This window comes from Vibrio sp. B4-6 (assembly GCF_963888245.1).
Classification (GTDB): domain Bacteria; phylum Pseudomonadota; class Gammaproteobacteria; order Enterobacterales; family Vibrionaceae; genus Vibrio; species Vibrio anguillarum.
The window spans coordinates 243,246-259,466 of the sequence record NZ_CAWPIM010000066.1; the positions used below are offsets into that span (position 1 = coordinate 243,246).

The 16,221-nt window shown below is 44.5% G+C and carries 13 protein-coding genes; 8 read left to right on the forward strand and 5 right to left on the reverse strand.

The genetic code is table 11. The annotated features are described in order from the left end of the window. The first annotated feature begins 82 nt into the window (after positions 1 to 82). Positions 83 to 2,089, forward strand: a complete 2,007-nt coding sequence (locus AACV20_RS15345) for an alkyl/aryl-sulfatase (protein ID WP_170907582.1) — start codon at positions 83 to 85, stop codon at positions 2,087 to 2,089. 49 nt (positions 2,090 to 2,138) lie between these two features. Here the strand turns inward: AACV20_RS15345 and AACV20_RS15350 are convergent, their stop codons facing one another. Then, a complete protein-coding gene (locus tag AACV20_RS15350; protein WP_249929762.1) occupies positions 2,139 to 3,044 on the reverse strand; it encodes a LysR family transcriptional regulator in 906 nt (301 codons plus the stop codon). 119 nt (positions 3,045 to 3,163) lie between these two features. Between AACV20_RS15350 and AACV20_RS15355 the strand changes: the two genes are divergently transcribed. Beyond that, positions 3,164 to 3,484 carry a heavy metal-binding domain-containing protein gene (locus AACV20_RS15355; RefSeq protein WP_105977001.1) on the forward strand — a complete coding sequence of 107 codons (321 nt, stop codon included), beginning with the start codon at positions 3,164 to 3,166 and terminating at the stop codon, positions 3,482 to 3,484. A 74-nt stretch (positions 3,485 to 3,558) separates the two neighbouring features. On the opposite strand, the gene empA is transcribed toward AACV20_RS15355, so the two are convergent. Both empA and ompW read right to left on the reverse strand, forming a co-directional pair. Beyond that, positions 3,559 to 5,394, reverse strand: coding sequence for a zinc metalloprotease EmpA (gene empA / locus AACV20_RS15360; RefSeq protein ID WP_170907583.1), 1,836 nt, complete (start codon positions 5,392 to 5,394; stop codon positions 3,559 to 3,561). 347 nt (positions 5,395 to 5,741) lie between these two features. After that, positions 5,742 to 6,386, reverse strand: coding sequence for an outer membrane protein OmpW (gene ompW / locus AACV20_RS15365; protein WP_026028654.1), 645 nt, complete (start codon positions 6,384 to 6,386; stop codon positions 5,742 to 5,744). Positions 6,387 to 6,784: 398 nt separating this feature from the next. On the opposite strand from ompW, the gene AACV20_RS15370 reads away from it, so the two are divergent. Continuing rightward, on the forward strand, positions 6,785 to 7,189 hold the full coding sequence (locus AACV20_RS15370; RefSeq protein WP_170907584.1) for a cystatin domain-containing protein: 405 nt from the start codon (positions 6,785 to 6,787) through the stop codon (positions 7,187 to 7,189). A gap of 91 nt (positions 7,190 to 7,280) precedes the next feature. Here AACV20_RS15370 and AACV20_RS15375 read toward each other — a convergent pair whose 3' ends face one another. After that, complete coding sequence (locus AACV20_RS15375) at positions 7,281 to 8,456, reverse strand: lytic polysaccharide monooxygenase (protein WP_371319566.1); 1,176 nt, start codon at positions 8,454 to 8,456, stop codon at positions 7,281 to 7,283. A 494-nt stretch (positions 8,457 to 8,950) separates the two neighbouring features. On the opposite strand from AACV20_RS15375, the gene glpT reads away from it, so the two are divergent. Beyond that, the gene (gene glpT, locus AACV20_RS15380) at positions 8,951 to 10,327 is read left to right on the forward strand and encodes a glycerol-3-phosphate transporter (RefSeq protein WP_026029046.1); all 1,377 of its coding nucleotides are present in this window, start codon (positions 8,951 to 8,953) and stop codon (positions 10,325 to 10,327) included. A 99-nt stretch (positions 10,328 to 10,426) separates the two neighbouring features. Beyond that, on the forward strand, positions 10,427 to 11,488 hold the full coding sequence (gene glpQ / locus AACV20_RS15385) for a glycerophosphodiester phosphodiesterase (RefSeq protein WP_170907586.1): 1,062 nt from the start codon (positions 10,427 to 10,429) through the stop codon (positions 11,486 to 11,488). Between the two features lie 63 nt (positions 11,489 to 11,551). On the opposite strand, the gene AACV20_RS15390 is transcribed toward glpQ, so the two are convergent. Beyond that, on the reverse strand, positions 11,552 to 12,436 hold the full coding sequence (locus AACV20_RS15390) for a LysR family transcriptional regulator (protein ID WP_170907587.1): 885 nt from the start codon (positions 12,434 to 12,436) through the stop codon (positions 11,552 to 11,554). An 85-nt stretch (positions 12,437 to 12,521) separates the two neighbouring features. Here AACV20_RS15390 and budA point away from each other — a divergent pair, with 85 nt between their 5' ends. The 3 genes from budA (at position 12,522) to AACV20_RS15405 (ending at position 15,878) form a co-directional block, all read left to right on the forward strand. Continuing rightward, positions 12,522 to 13,319 carry an acetolactate decarboxylase gene (gene budA / locus AACV20_RS15395; protein ID WP_170907588.1) on the forward strand — a complete coding sequence of 266 codons (798 nt, stop codon included), beginning with the start codon at positions 12,522 to 12,524 and terminating at the stop codon, positions 13,317 to 13,319. Positions 13,320 to 13,419: 100 nt separating this feature from the next. Then, positions 13,420 to 15,123, forward strand: coding sequence for an acetolactate synthase AlsS (gene alsS, locus AACV20_RS15400; RefSeq protein ID WP_170907589.1), 1,704 nt, complete (start codon positions 13,420 to 13,422; stop codon positions 15,121 to 15,123). Beyond that, complete coding sequence (locus AACV20_RS15405; RefSeq protein WP_013868131.1) at positions 15,120 to 15,878, forward strand: SDR family NAD(P)-dependent oxidoreductase; 759 nt, start codon at positions 15,120 to 15,122, stop codon at positions 15,876 to 15,878. Before alsS ends, AACV20_RS15405 begins: the two co-directional genes overlap by 4 nt. Positions 15,879 to 16,221 lie beyond the last annotated feature (343 nt).

The following is a 16,221-nucleotide window of genomic DNA, read 5'->3' on the forward strand; positions in this document are numbered from 1 at the left end:
TAGCTTCCTATAATGATTTAATACCTCGTTTTTCACTATGATGACTCTGCACCGATATTACATTAACTATAGAGAGGCCATCATGAATCTACGACTCCTCCCGCTATCCTTTACCATAATAAGTACACTGGCTACTGCAGGAGCAAACATACAATCAACTAGCTCATTATCATTAACTGTGCCTAGCCCTAACGTTAAATCAGCAAGTGAATTTACTGTCGAAAAAAATGCCCAATTAGCAAACTACCTGGACTTTGCCAATACCCGTGATTTTGAAGATGCGACTCGCGGCTTCATTGCGACATGGCCAGAAAGTACGATTAAAGACAAAAACGGCAATGTTGTATGGGATTTTACTAAGTTCGATTTTGTCAATACCGACCACAACATTGATACTATTAACCCTTCTTTACAACGCATGGCTAAACTCAATAATCAGCATGGTTTATTCAAGGTTAAAGAGGATATATACCAAATCCGTGGCTTTGATTTGTCTGTGATGACCTTTGTCCGCGGTGAGCACGGTTGGATAGTAATAGACCCTCTGCTGTCGGAAGAAACCGCTAAAGCGGGGATTGAGCTGTTACGTCAACACGTTGAAGATGCACCAGTTTCAGCGGTGGTATTTACTCATTCTCATATAGACCACTTTGGCGGCATTTGGGGAGTCACGAATAAGAAAGATATTGAAAGCGGTAAGGTTCCCGTTATTGCTCCAAAAGATTTCTTTGAACATTCAATTTCAGAAAATGTGCTAGCGGGTAATGCCATGAGCCGCCGTGCTAGCTACATGTATGGCAATATGGTCGAAGCCGGTCCTACTGGTAAAGTTGATGGGGGATTGGGTAAAACAACGTCAACTGGTAAACCAGGCATTGTAGAGCAAACTATGGAAGTTTTGGATACGGGTGAAATTCATCAAATTGATGGTGTTGAAGTCGAATTCCAAATGGCAAATGGTTCCGAAGCACCTTCAGAGTTTATATTCTACTTCCCTAAACACCGCGTCTTAATGGCATCTGAAGTGATGACCCATACCATTCATAACATCTCTACATTACGCGGCGCGCGAACTCGTGACGCCAATGCATGGGCGGCTTATGTAGATGAGTCGTTAGAAATGTTTGCAGCTAAGTCTGATGTGATGATTGGTTCTCACCACTGGCCGACTTGGGGAACGAACAACATCACCGAGCAGCTTGAAAAAACACGCGACATGTACAAATTTGTTCACGATCAAACGCTACGTTTAGCCAACCAAGGTTACACACCTAACGAAATTTCAGCATCCATCACGCTGCCAGAATCACTTGATAAAGCTTGGTATAACCGTGGTTACTACGGCACAGTGTCGCACAACGCTCGTGCCACTTATGACTTTTATTTCGGCGCATGGTGGGACGGCAACCCAGCCAACTTAAACCCACTCACACCATCGGAGCAAGGAGCAAAATACGTTGAAGCCATTGGTGGTGAAGATAAGGTTATCGAAATCGCCAAACAAGCGATTAAAAATGGCGAGTACCGCTGGGCTGCCACCTTGCTGAACAACGTGACATTTTCAAACCCAGAGAATATGGACGCTCGCTACTTAGAAGCTGATGCTATGGAACAACTGGGCTACCAAGCCGAATCTGGCCCTTGGCGTAATTACTACCTGATCGGCGCTAAAGAGCTACGCCACGGCTTCACACCAGCGGCGACCCCAGATACAACAGCGATTGTTGCCAATATGCCAGTATATTCTGTATTAGAATCATTAGCGGTTCGTGTAAAACCAGACCTTGCTAGTAACATGAATATGACGGTTAACATCAAAGTGAAAGGTGATGATCAAACGACAAATGGTCAATATGCATTGAAGCTATCAAACGCGGTATTAAAAACTTATCAAAATCGTCAATTTGACCAAGCTGATATTACGTTAAGCTTCTCACATGAGACCTTTATTCAGCTTCTGACAGGCACAACGTCGTTACCAGACGCGGTAAAAGGCGGTAAATTCACTGTCTCAGACCAGACGAAGTTTGACAAATTTATTAGTATCCTTGACACGTTCGACAGCAATTTCGGCATTGTAACACCTTGATTTAAATTACGCTTAATATGATAAAGCAGCCTAATCTCGGCTGCTTTTTTTATTGTGATAGTGCGGAAATTAAATGCCTCAACCACTGGTTAGCTGGATTCAAATTCATTTTACTCAACCAAACCATATGTGAGTGAAGAAGTTGGTCTTCAAAGGGAAAGGGAAGAATGTTCAATTGAAAGACGTGCTGGTACTGCTGTGCAAACGTCACCGGCACAACCGCAACTGCATCACTATAAGAGACAGCCGCTAACATACCAATTAACGACGAATGTTGACTGTATACCTGCCGCACAGGCACCACTTCTTTCACAAACCAATCGAGAAAAGGGAGCTGTGAACGACGCATTTTCAACAATACATGTTTTTCTTGTAAGTATTCGACCTTGCTTAAAGCTTGCTTGAATAACCGAGAATGACCTTTACGAACAACACAGCACAAATGATCTTCTTTTAGGAGAGTTGATCGAAATACTTTACTCTGAGGCGCTTCGACATCGATCACTAAATCGACTTTTTCTAGCTGCAGTTCTTCATACAAACGCTCTTCATTAGATGGCGGCTCCATCAATACCACATCAATACTCATGTCTATCAATGACTGATCCAATCGTTGCCGCAACACATGAATTTGTGCCTCATGGCAATAGACTAAAAATCGGCGAGTCGATGTTTTAGGATCAAACTGGTTGATGCCTTGCAGCATTGATTCCACTTCCATTAATGGAGATTGGATACTTTGATACAAATCTTGAGCAAAACGTGTCGGTTTAATCCCTCTTCCTGTTCGGATAAAGAGATCGCCTCCTACCTGCTCTTTTAGACGAGCTAAAGCGTTGCTCACTGCTGATTGAGTTAAATCTAATTGCTCGGCCGCTTTGGTTACCGACTCCGTCTGATAGGCTGAAATAAAAACTCTTAGTAGGTTGAGATCAAATTTTCGTTGTACTTTCATTACACCAACCAGAGTTGTGTTTACATAAAGTTCACCCATAGTAATCTCTGGATTTTAGATTGGAAATAGCCAATCATGCATCGAGCGATATTCACACCTATCTCTAGGAGAGACATTTTATGTACATCACCACCACTCCGACAATTGAAGGAAAAAAAATCGTACGTTACTGCGGCATAATTGCAGGCGAAGCTATTTTAGGTGCCAATATTTTTAAAGATATTTTCGCAGGAATACGCGATATTGTCGGTGGACGATCTGCCACCTATGAACAGGAACTACAAAAAGCAAGGATGATTGCACTAGAAGAGTTGGAGGCTCGAGCTAAAGAATTAGGCGCAAATGCAGTTATCGGTGTTGACCTTGATTATGAAACATTTGGAAAGACCAACGGTATGCTGATGGTATCAGTCAGTGGAACGGCCGTGATTGTGGAATGACCAAACGAGTAAAAGGGGCGAAGATCTGCCCCTTTATAACCTTAACTACTTGAAAGTCAAATAAAGTAGAGTGATTAATCTAACCGCAGGGTTACACCACTGTAGTTACTATAGCCTTTGAGCATCACATGGTAGGTGGTTCCTGGTGTTGCAGAAATTGTGCACTGTTCATTGTTACCCGATTTGTAAGGGCGACAATCCCACGAAGAAGTGGTTGGTTTGCTGCCGGCTTTGACATACAAATCAGCATCACCTGAGCCCAAACTGATCGAAACTTTAGCGCTGGTTGAGCTTGCGACCGTAAAGGTATAGAAGGCTTCGGAGCTTCGCGTACCTTGTAACCCTATTACTGGTTTGCCTTTTTCTAGCACATTCCCCGTTGGAGGCACTACGCCACAGCTAGCATTTACGCCCACTTGGTTAAAGGCATCAACCACATCCGCTTTGTTATAACCTAAGTCTTGTGCCGCTTTTGCGACGCCACATCCACCTTGGTCAAAGGTACTGTTTGCTGTCCAATATAACTGGTTAGCGACGGTGAACACTTCAAAACCTTTACGAGCCGACCAATTGGCTTTGTTGGCTAGCAAATAATACGCGCGATTAAACACACCACTTGAATAGTGAACATTTAATCCATTGTAGTATTGAGAAGCGTGATCGATAGAACGGCCATCTTTTGACGGTTGATCAAAATAACGTAAGCCACCGGAAGATTTGAAAATGTCGCTCCCGACCACCCAGTCAACGCTGCCTTTCATATAAAATTCAGCTGCTTCCCCAGCAATATCAGAGAACGCTTCATTGATACCACCAGACATATTTTGGTAAACAAGCCCTGAGTTCTGCTCGGTAAATCCGTGGCTCACTTCATGCGCGCTGACGTTGATATCCACTAATGGATAAAATGTATTTTGGCCATCACCAAAGGTCATGGACGATCCGTTCCAGAAGGCGTTTTCATAGTTGCTATCATAATGCACACGCATAGTTAGCTGGAAGGTTAATGGAGTGGTGTTCATCCAGTCTTTGTACATATCGAACACCACTTTGCCAAAGTAGTGTGCGTCATTAAGCGGTGAATAAGCGCCATTAATCGCTTTGTAATCGTTGTAATTACTCGCGTCGGTACATGAATAGCTGAACGTTGAACCACCCGATGTCGCATGCTTCATATCCACGGTTTTTACAGCGCTATTCATCATGCTGCAGGTGTTGCCTACTTTATTTATCACTAACCCTGGGAAATCTGTTCCGTACTGATAAAAACCTGTCTTCTGATTTCCACCAGGTCCAGTACCCGTCGCCTCTGCATGGTTTAACCCTTCCCAAGTTTGTAATACGTCACCAGAATTCGCATCAATAAAGAAAAATGGCCGTGCAGGCTCATTGGTTGCAACAAAGAAGTCGACTAAATAAACCATTTGAGCCATTTGGTTTTCGTCCAAACGCACCATCAATTGAGCACGCTCGTTTTCTGTAACAAGATCCGCACTCGTTAGTGATGGGTTTTGTTGTTGGTAATGCGTAAGTGCAATACTAACCGCTTGCTTTTGTTCAACTTGTGGTGAAGTACTTACCACATCAGAATCAATTTGCTGCGCCATCATGCCGTAAACTTGGCCGATACCTTTCTCAGTTTGCGTTGCTACGACTGACGTATTAAAGACCGGTAAACCATGATACATCTGCTGGTAACGGACTTTGACTTTACCATTAGGTAGAGTGACGCTTTTTACCACCTGAAAGCCATTTTGTGTTGGCACAATACTGCGAGCCTGCATGGATAAAGCTTGCTCTAGTAGACTTGGATCATCAACCTGCACCATTTTCGCGGCTGATACTGGTAGTGCTGCGCTGATAGAGGCTGCGAGGAATAGCCACTTCATTTGACGTTGTACTTTTTTCATTTCTCAATCCTAGAGAGTTATTATTAGCATCCGCTGACGACTTACATCCAATCAACCACCAGCGACGTGACTGCGAATGATTCGCTCATTGAAAATGGATCAAGAAAACCAACCTCGCCAGTAGCACGGAAAAATAGTGTAAAACGAGCGTCAAATAAAATGGTCACAAAAAAGACAATAGCCAAAATAACTCGAAGAGTTTTTATAATAATTAACTTTAATATCAATAAGATAAAATAAATGATAATTATATGTACATTTAATGGTACACATAATTATCAATATAATTTTTGCTTGAAATTGAAAAAGGCAGCGCTCGCTGCCTTCTATTAATCACCTTGCTACCACTAAAACTTATAACCAGCGCCTATCATAAATACCCAAGGATCAATGGTCACATCAGTTCTCTGCTCGACACCTTGATACTTATAAGTCGCTTCAGTTTCAATATCGGCATACCAAACTGATGCATTCAAAAACCACTGTTCGTTGAGCATATAATCAAAACCAGCATTGGCCGCTAAACCCCAAGAATCTTTGAGTTTGAGATCCGTTAAGGTTGCACCACTTCCCGTACTGTTAAAACCTTCATCGAAGAACATGGTGTAGTTAATGCCCGCTCCAACATAAGGACGGAATTTCGATGACGCTTCACCAAAGTAGTATTGCAACATAAAAGTTGGCGGTAGATGTTTTGTTTCAGCAATGTCACCTAAGTTCAAAAGATTGGTTGAAATAGTATGGCTAAAAGGTGTAGCCGCTAACACTTCAAAGCTAATATTGTCGGTGATCATATAGCCTATTGTTAAGCCAAGCTGAACGTTTGAGTCCACAGCAAGCTCTTCATTTGAGCCTAAAATACCATCGCTGCTATCATTGGGCACCACAGCGGCAAGACCGGCACGCACAATAAAGTCACCTTCTTTGTGGGCAAAAACATTCGTAGAAACAAGAGCAGAAAGCACGGCAAGGCCGCAAAGTGTTTTTTTCATTGTGATTTCCTTTTTGTAGGGCGGGGTAATAGTTTTTATTTGCGCGCACAGTAGCACATAAAAACCACACTTTTTTGATGGAAATCAATTTGTAAAATTTATCGCCGATCAGCTTACAACTCTGCAACCTTGATCACTTTTCTAGGCATAAAAACACACAGTCATGTAATGCGTTTTTTATGTGCATCACACCTAGCCTAACGTTGAAATGGCTTTGTTATTTATGGTTAAAAACTGACAATATTGGTAAGAAATAGTAATAGCGTTTTATTGTCAGAAAATATCATCATAATTTATCACGCACCTAACAGAGCTTGACGGACTCCTCACACCACAATTGTTAATATGAACTCCTCAGATTAACCCTTTCTGCTTTTCTAAAAACAAAGGACAACTCAATGAAACGATTTCTTTTACCTCTATTTGGTTTGCTCGCGTTAGCGGGGTGTGATCAACAAACGCAAACAGAAAGTGCTAAGGCTCTAGAGCCCACCGCCGTGATGGCGGAAACAGATGCCGTACCGTCACCCATCTGTGCAAGCGAGTTGATGCCGGGAGGTTGGCAAGCGACAGAAATTACCGACGAAGCTAAAGAAGCGTTGAAGAGCGCTTTAGCACAAATGGAGAGCAATGCACAATTAAAAGACATTATCGATGTCCGTTCACAAGTGGTTAACGGGGTGAATTATGCCATTGAGTTTGAAATGGATGATGGCAGCATTTGGAATGCGATAATCTATCGCAGTTTAGAAGGTGATTACTCGTTAACCCAACCAGCAAAACAAGGCAAATTGTGTGAATAACCTCATCTCATAAGCCATTATTAAACCAGAGTTAGAGAGTAAAAAGAGGCCATGGCCTCTTTTTACTACTCGATACTATAGCTACTTAATACTATCGCCATACACCCCATTCACCCGTAGTTCCGGGCTCTTCATTTTTTGTCCACCACTGTGCGGTCCAAGTTTGCTGCTTGTGCATAACGACATCACCGGACGTATAAATTTTAGTCGCATTCCAAGCATTATCGGGAACAGGTGGCTGTGGCGTTTCCTCTTTTAGCAAAGAAAGCTGATAACTGTAAGTCGCGTTTGGAGCAAACACACGGTTAGCATATACATTCTGGCTATCGTACATATAGTGATTCATTTCTTGGTGCCAAATACCAATAAACCATCCCCCTTTTTTCACTTGGTTAAACTGACCTGCCATTTCCGCTGGCCACGTTGCTCTATTATTGGCTGAAATCGCTACGCTGATATCGGTCGTTTCATTTCCATTGGCATCGAAGGTACGCAAACGAACCGTATCGCCAGATTCAACAGGACCAAAACCTTGTGAAAGATAACCACTAAGATCGCTGAGATTCTGCGCAGGTTCTGATGGGTCTGTCGGATCCGTTGGGTTTGATCCACCACCGCTAAAACTAATATCACTGCAGTTATAAAAACCTTCGCCCGCGGCATCAATACGTTGCCAGCGAGTATAAAGCACAGCATCACCACTTCTATCGGCGGGCAGGGTAATCTTTATGCGATATTTTTTATCCGTCCCCACGGTGATATTACCTTTGGTATCAATAAGATCCAGATCATCCCAAGTTAATGGGGCCTCACCGGTATAAGTCGGTTTAGAGAGATAAAACTCCCAATAAGAGGGGTTATGTGGCGCGGTAGCATTAAAGACTAATTCGATTTGTTGATTAGCATCTAAATTCACGGCCGTTTTTTGCCAATGAGGTGAAGCAACATCTAACCCTGCTTTCGCGTTGCTGCCTGCGGAGCACAACAAGCCGTCGCGAACAACAGCTTGAACATGAGCCATGTCACGATAATTTGCCACATTGGCCGCCACTTCATTGCGTTGTACAAAAGGATAAGCTCCGGACTGATCAAAAGCCGCTTGGCATGCTGCATTAGGGATCGTATTACTCCAGAAACCACCATCTAGGTAACAGGTATTTTGCCGCGCGCTCGGAAATTCAACCCAACCATGAGCTTGTACATGAGCAGAAAGCAATCCGCTCAATGAAAGCAAACCCAACACACTGACTTTATTAATATTATTCATCATTCTTCCTTTTTGTATTATTAACATCAATGCCACAGAACGACACTCTGTAACACATGAATTGCCAATCAAAGCTAGCAAGAATTATCAATAGACAGTGTCAAATCTGGGTAGGAATACTGGACTATTTGCTTATTTTGCCACCCTCTTTCCAATCAAAAAGGATATGAATCATTGAACTCACAGTGAGTTTCGAGTGACTTCATGGTTTAACAATTTTTGCCAACTTTCCTTATCTGCGATTCAATTGACGACAAAACGACCAAAAACAAACATCTCGCGAACAAAAGTGAAAACGATTACATCTCAATTTAATGGCACTAACCATGAAAAAATGAAAACTAATCATTTGTTTTTATGCGCAAATTAATTCCCTTGTAACATTTGTCACAGAAATACATTCAGTCGCACACGACAATGCCGTTCTCTTTCGAATGAAACATTTTTTATCGTTCGAGCTTTAGAACCATCGCACTACATTAATGAGGTCAACTATGTTTGGTATCTTTAAACCCCAAGCGCATATCGAGAGGCTCGCTACTGAGCGGCTCGATAGCACTTATAGCCGCTTGCGCTGGCAGTTATTCATCAGTATTTTCTTCGGCTACGCAGGCTACTACCTTGTTCGTAAGAACTTTAGTTTGGCGATGCCTTATTTGATTGACCAAGGTTTTAGCCGCGGTGATCTCGGGGTAGCTCTTGCCGCCGTATCGATTGCTTATGGCCTATCTAAATTTTTAATGGGGAGTGTTTCTGACCGCTCTAACCCACGCTACTTCTTAAGTGCAGGCCTTTTAATGTCTGCGTTAGTAATGTTCTGTTTCGGTTTTATGCCGTGGGCAACAGGCAGCATTACTGCGATGTTTATTTTGCTGTTCTTAAACGGTTGGTTCCAAGGTATGGGCTGGCCTGCTTGTGGCCGTACCATGGTTCACTGGTGGTCACGTAAAGAACGTGGGGAAATTGTTTCTGTATGGAACGTAGCCCACAACGTCGGCGGTGGCTTAATTGGTCCCCTTTTCTTGTTTGGTCTTTGGGCATTTAACGATGATTGGCGCGCCGCATTTTACGTTCCTGCCTTTTTTGCGACCTTAGTTGCCATTTTCATTTGGATGACGCTGCGCGATACGCCGCAATCTTGTGGTTTACCACCGATTGAAGAGTATAAAGATGACTACCCAGACGACTACGATAAATCTCATGAGAATGAGATGACCGCGAAGGAAATCTTCTTTAAGTACGTTTTCTCTAACAAATTGTTGTGGTCTATCGCTATTGCCAACGCTTTTGTATATCTCATTCGTTATGGCGTATTGGACTGGGCTCCTGTTTATTTGAAAGAAGCTAAAGAGTTCACCGTTGATAAATCTTCTTGGGCGTACTTCTTGTATGAGTGGGCAGGTATTCCGGGAACGCTATTGTGTGGTTGGATATCCGACAAAGTATTCAAAGGTCGTCGTGCTCCTGCGGGCATCTTATTCATGGTTCTTGTTACCTTTGCGGTACTCATTTACTGGTTTAACCCTGCCGGTAACCCAGGTATCGACATGGCGGCTCTTGTTGCGATTGGTTTCTTAATTTATGGCCCAGTAATGCTGATTGGTTTATACGCACTGGAACTGGCTCCGAAAAAAGCAGCAGGTACCGCAGCAGGTTTAACAGGTTTGTTTGGTTATCTCGGCGGCGCAGTAGCGGCAAATGCAGTATTGGGTTACACCGTTGACCACTTTGGTTGGGATGGCGGCTTTATGATCCTAGTCGCTTCGTGCGGTATTTCTATCCTTTGTCTGCTGTATGCCTACATTGGCGAGCGTGCTCACCATAAAGAAAAAGACAGACTTGCGGAAGAAAAAGCGTCAACGCCATCATAAATCTGACACCTAAATGTGTTGAATTTACGTTACGCACTGTTCACTTTGAATCAAAACTCTCCCCCTGCAACGTCAGGGGGAATTTTTAAGGATAACAATATGAAACTGACACTACTCGCACTTTCCATGGCTACTTTAGCCAGCTCGGCGTGGGTTCAAGCAGAACCATTGGTGATAGCCCATCGCGGCGCTTCCGGTTATCTGCCTGAACATACCCTTGAAGCCAAAGCGCTTGCTTACGGCATGAAGCCTGATTTTATTGAACAAGATGTCGTGATGACCAAGGATGACCAATTGGTGGTTCTACACGATCACTACCTTGACCGCGTCACTGACGTTGCAGAGCGTTTCCCTGACCGTGCACGTGGTGATGGCCGCTATTACGCCATCGATTTTACGCTGGCAGAGATCAAAAGCCTGCGCGTAACTGAAGGTTTTAATATCGATGACAAAGGCAATAAAACTGCTGGTTTCCCCAACCGTTTCCCTCTTTGGAAATCAGACTTCACCGTCCCAACCTTAGCGGAAGAGATCGAGCTGATCCAAGGGCTGAACAAAACGCTCGGTTACGATATTGGTATTTATCCAGAAATCAAAGCGCCTTGGTTCCACCGCTATGAAGGGAAAGACATCAGTAAAGCGGTACTGAAAATGCTGAAGGAATATGGTTACGACAGTCAAGAGTCGAACGTTTATCTGCAATGTTTTGACCCTATCGAGCTAAAACGCATTAATGATGAACTGCTTCCAGCAATGAACATGGACCTCAAACTGGTTCAATTGATGGCCTACACCGATTGGAATGAGACCATGATCTATGATGGCGGCCAAGCACAGCCATACAGCTATGATTGGATGTTCGAAGCAAACGGCATGAAGCAAGTCGCTACCTACGCCGATGGCATTGGCCCGTGGAAACCTATGTTGGTTGACGACGCTTCAACCAAAGAAAACATCATCATCAAGCCATTGATGAAAGCCGCTAAAACCGCCGGATTAGTCGTTCACCCTTATACCTTCCGCGCAGAACCCGATCGCATTGCACCTTATGCCGACAGCTTTGATGGGATGCTCGATGTGTTCTACAACACTGTAAAAGTGGATGGTTTATTTACTGACTATCCCGATAAAGTAGTGGAGTTTTTGCATTCAACTCGCTAAGTAAGCGTGATTAACCTTACCACTTTGACACGCTTCATCCCCAGTATCATCATGCTGGGGATGTTATTTTGGGTGACTTAATGCCTTCACCACCTTAAGCACATGCTTATTTAAGTTACTGGCTTCCCAAAGCACCGCAATTTGGCTGTTAAAAGGCATCTCCTCGATAGAAGTGATCACGGCAGAATCATCGATATGTTCAGCCAGTGATTGGGGCACAACAGCTACGCCAAATCCTGCTTGAGCCATTGCAACCATAGACCTCAACTGTGGAGCCGAAAAACGTTGATCGACACGGATGCCCACATCGTCAAACAGCGCTTTCATACCATCATGCAATGCTGGCCCCGTTTCACGAGGAAACAACAAAACGTGCTCATTTTTTAACTGAACTAAAGTAAGGCGATCTTTTTCAGCCAAGGGATGCCCTAAAGGGATCACCGCTACAAAAGGCTCTTCAAATAAAACCACCCGCTGTAAAGACTCACTGGCATAACAAGGTAAACGCACCAATGCTATATCCAACTGCTTAGCTTTCAGCTGCTCAACCAACTCTGGCATCGCTTGCTCAACCGCAGTGAGATTCACGTTTGAAAAATTGTCCCTTATCTCCCGCACTCGGGATAATATTTGGGTATTCATCGCAACCGAAGTAGCAAAGCCCATCCGCACTTCATTTTTTTCTCCACGCGCCAGCTGTTTTACTTTCGCCTTCGCTCGATCCACATCATTTAAGATGGTAACCGCATCGACATAAAACATTTGCCCAGCCTCGGTCAGCTCTACCCCACGTGGTAAACGCTTGAATAACAGCGTACCGAGCTCATGCTCCAATTTCTTTATTTGTTGGCTCAACGGTGGTTGAGCAATACCTAACACTTCAGCCGCTCGTGTGAAATGGCGCGTTTGTGCCACCGCCACAAAATACTTGAGATAGCGAAACTCCATATCTTTTCCATATAGAAATAAATCTTATTTATATTGGATTTAGCCACGTGGAGAAGTCAATCTAAATATACACTTTATTGCATAAATGGTTATTCTCATGCGTGGATTCTACACTCCGCTTTGTGCTTGTTCTCTCGATGTAGCGAAAGAGTTTGCTGAATATCATCATATAACGGGGGATGGAGAGATTTACCAAACTTCGTTGATGAGTGCGTTGATTGCTGGCGTTTATGAAGGCGCAACAACGGTTGAACAACTGCTGCAACATGGCGATTTTGGCTTGGGCACATTCAATCAATTAGACGGTGAACTGATCGCGTTTGATAAAGAGGTTTTCCAATTAAAAGCCGATGGTTCGGCTAACCCCGCACACTTAGCGCAGCAAACCCCCTTCGCCGTCATGACTTTTTTCTCTCCTGATGTCGAAGTTCCCATCACCTCTAAAATGTCTCGTGCTGACGTTCATCATCTGATTGATGAGCTAGTACCCAGTGACAATATTTTCTGCGCAGTACGCATTGACGGTTTATATCAGTTTGTCAGAACGCGTACCGTGCCGCGTCAAACTCGCCCATTTCGCCCAATGTTGGATGTTGTAAAAGAACAGCCCACATTTAATTTCACCTTCAAACAAGGCGTTATCGCCGGTTTTAGAAGCCCGCAGTACACCACAGGTATTAACGTTCCGGGGTATCACGAACATTTCATTACCGAAGATAGAAAAGGCGGCGGCCACATACAGGACTACTCTATTTCGTCGGGCTTTTTACAAATTGGCAAAGTATCGCGCTTGGTAATTGATACCCCGACTTCGCTAGATTTCCTTAAAGCCAACCTAGCTCCCAATGACATCCGAACCGCGATTGAAAAAGCGGAAAAATAGCGCTGAACAGGAGAAAAAGAATTGAATTGAAAAAAGCCGCCAGATAGCACCACCACTTCGTCAAGAAGTGTCAACGTCAGTCAACAATAAGGGTATAAAAATGAATACAAAACCTACCACTAGAAATGGCGCTCAATTAATCGCTCAACAGCTGGAATCTTTGGGTATCCGCTATATTTTTGGCATTCCGGGGGCCAAAATTGATCGGTTATTTGACGCCATTGAAGACACCAATATTCAAATGATCCCAGTGCGTCACGAAGCCAATGCGGCCTTTATGGCCGGCGTCATCGGCCGTTTAACTGGCAAAGCCGGAGTCACCATGGTGACCTCAGGCCCGGGCTGTGGCAACTTGGTTTCAGGGGTTGCCACTGCCAATTCAGAAGGTGACCCGCTGGTCGCTATCGGCGGCGCGGTCAAACGAGCAGATCAACAAAAGCAAACGCACCAGAGTATGGATACCGTCAGTATTTTCCGCTCTATCACAAAATCCAGTGCAGAAATTCAACATGTTGATGCCGCCAGCGAAGTGATGGCAAATGCCTTTCGCACAGCAGAATCAGGCCGGCCGGGGGCGTGTTTCGTTAGCATTCCCCAAGATGTGTTATCCGACCAGACACTCACTGATATTATTGTTCCATCACGTAATGTTCATTCAAGCCAAGCCAGCCCAGAAGCGATCGAAGAAGCCATTACCCGAATCGAGCAGTCACAGCGCTGCGTCGTCTTACTCGGCTTACACGCCAGTCGCGCTGAAAATGCTCAAGCCATCAGCCGTTTTTTGCGCACCACTCAACTGCCTGTAGTCGGAACCTATCAAGCCGCTGGGGCAGTTGATATTAACTATTATCACCATTTCGCTGGCCGCGTAGGTTTATTTAACAATCAGCCCGGAGATGTATTGCTGCAAGATGCTGACCTGATTGTCACTATTGGTTTTAACCCTATCGAGTACGACCCAGAGCTTTGGAACGCAAAACAGTCCCCAATCATCCACTTAGACATTGAACCAGCAGAGTATCAGCTCAATTACCAACCTTGCGTGGAAATTGTCGGCAACATCGTTCAATCACTGGATGATATGACCGATTGTGTCACCAATTTCGCACGCCTCTCTCCCAAAGCCTTATCGATTTTAGAGGAAGTGGCGCAACAGCGGCAGATAATAAAATCCTACCCTACTCGTCAATCTCAGCATGGGTTTCATCCATTAACCTTAATCAAAGCGATGCAATCCATTATTACCCCAGACACCACTTTGTGTCTGGATATGGGCAGCTTCCATATCTGGATTGCGCGCTATTTAAGCTGTTTTCGCGCCCGTCAAATGCTGATTTCAAATGGTCAGCAAACCATGGGCGTTGCCCTACCTTGGGCGATTGGTGCAAACCTGCTTAAACCCAGCACCAAAGTGGTGTCTGTTTCTGGTGATGGCGGCTTCATGCAATCAAGCATGGAGTTAGAAACTGCCGTCCGCCTAAAATGCAACATTGTACATATCATCTGGGTCGATAACGCCTACAACATGGTCGAGATACAAGAGATGAAAAAGTATCAACGCCCGTCCGGAATAAAATTTGGCCCGATAGACTTTAAAGCGTATGCCGAATCATTTGGCGCGCAAGGCTTTGCCGTGACCGAACGTCATCAACTGATGCCTATGCTGCATCAAGCCATGGAAACTCAAGGACCTGCTGTCATCGCTATCCCCGTTGATTACAGCGACAACTACAAGTTGATGCTACCCAGAACACAAGAAAATCGAGATCCAATTTTTGAGCATATCGAAGGAGAAACAATATGAATGGTTTAACCCATAAAGTCGCTTTAGTCACGGGTGCCGCCAACGGCATCGGCTTTGCGATAGCACAGCGTTTATATGATGAAGGGGCCAATGTGGTACTGGCCGACTGGAATGAAGAGCAACTCGCCACCGCCATCGAAGCTTTTGACTCAACACGCGTCGCGGCGCAAGTAATTGACGTATCCGACCCTAAAAAAGTAAAAGCTATGATCGATAACGCCGTATCACGCTTCGGTAAACTCGACATCTTAGTCAACAATGCGGGCATCCACATCCCCGGCTCCGTCTTAGAAAGCAGCGTTGAAGATTGGAAGAAAATATCAGCGGTGAATATTGATGGCGTCGTGTATTGCTCTAAATTTGCCTTACCTGAGTTGCTAAAAACACAGGGGACCATAGTCAACACCGCTTCAGTCTCTGGCTTAGGTGGCGACTGGGGTGCCGCATTTTACTGCGCCAGTAAAGGCGCGGTAGTCAACCTCACTCGCGCCATGGCGTTAGACCACGGTGCCGCTGGCGTGCGAATTAACGCCGTGTGCCCAAGCTTAGTTAAAACCAATATGACCAATGGTTGGTCGCAAGAGATTAGAGATAAATTTAACGAGCGCATCGCACTAGGACGCGCCGCAGAACCGAGCGAAATTGCCGCCGCAGTGGCCTTTTTAGCCAGTGACGATGCATCATTTATCAATGGTGTCAATTTACCCGTCGATGGTGGCGCTACCGCTTCCGACGGCCAACCTAAAATCGTTTAACCACGAAAATTCAGCCAGTACCCAAACCATTTTCCGTGCTGGCTGATATTTTAAAACCGCATAATTCAAAACAAGCCCCATAAACCTTTCAGCCCTAAACGGCCTCCTTTTCCACAATTAATACAACTCCAACAAACACGAAACTAATTGGGGAGGGTTAGGGTGGAGTGTTTCTTGGTTGCTGGCAGCACCCCCTCCTAACCTCCCCCCATATAATTGTCGAGTAGACGACACCTGTTACCAAGTGCCGCCCCTCTAAGAACCGTACGTGCAACTTTCACTGCATACGGCTCAAGCCTCCACTAAGGCATCATTGATACCCAGCAACTTATAAAGCAGTCGA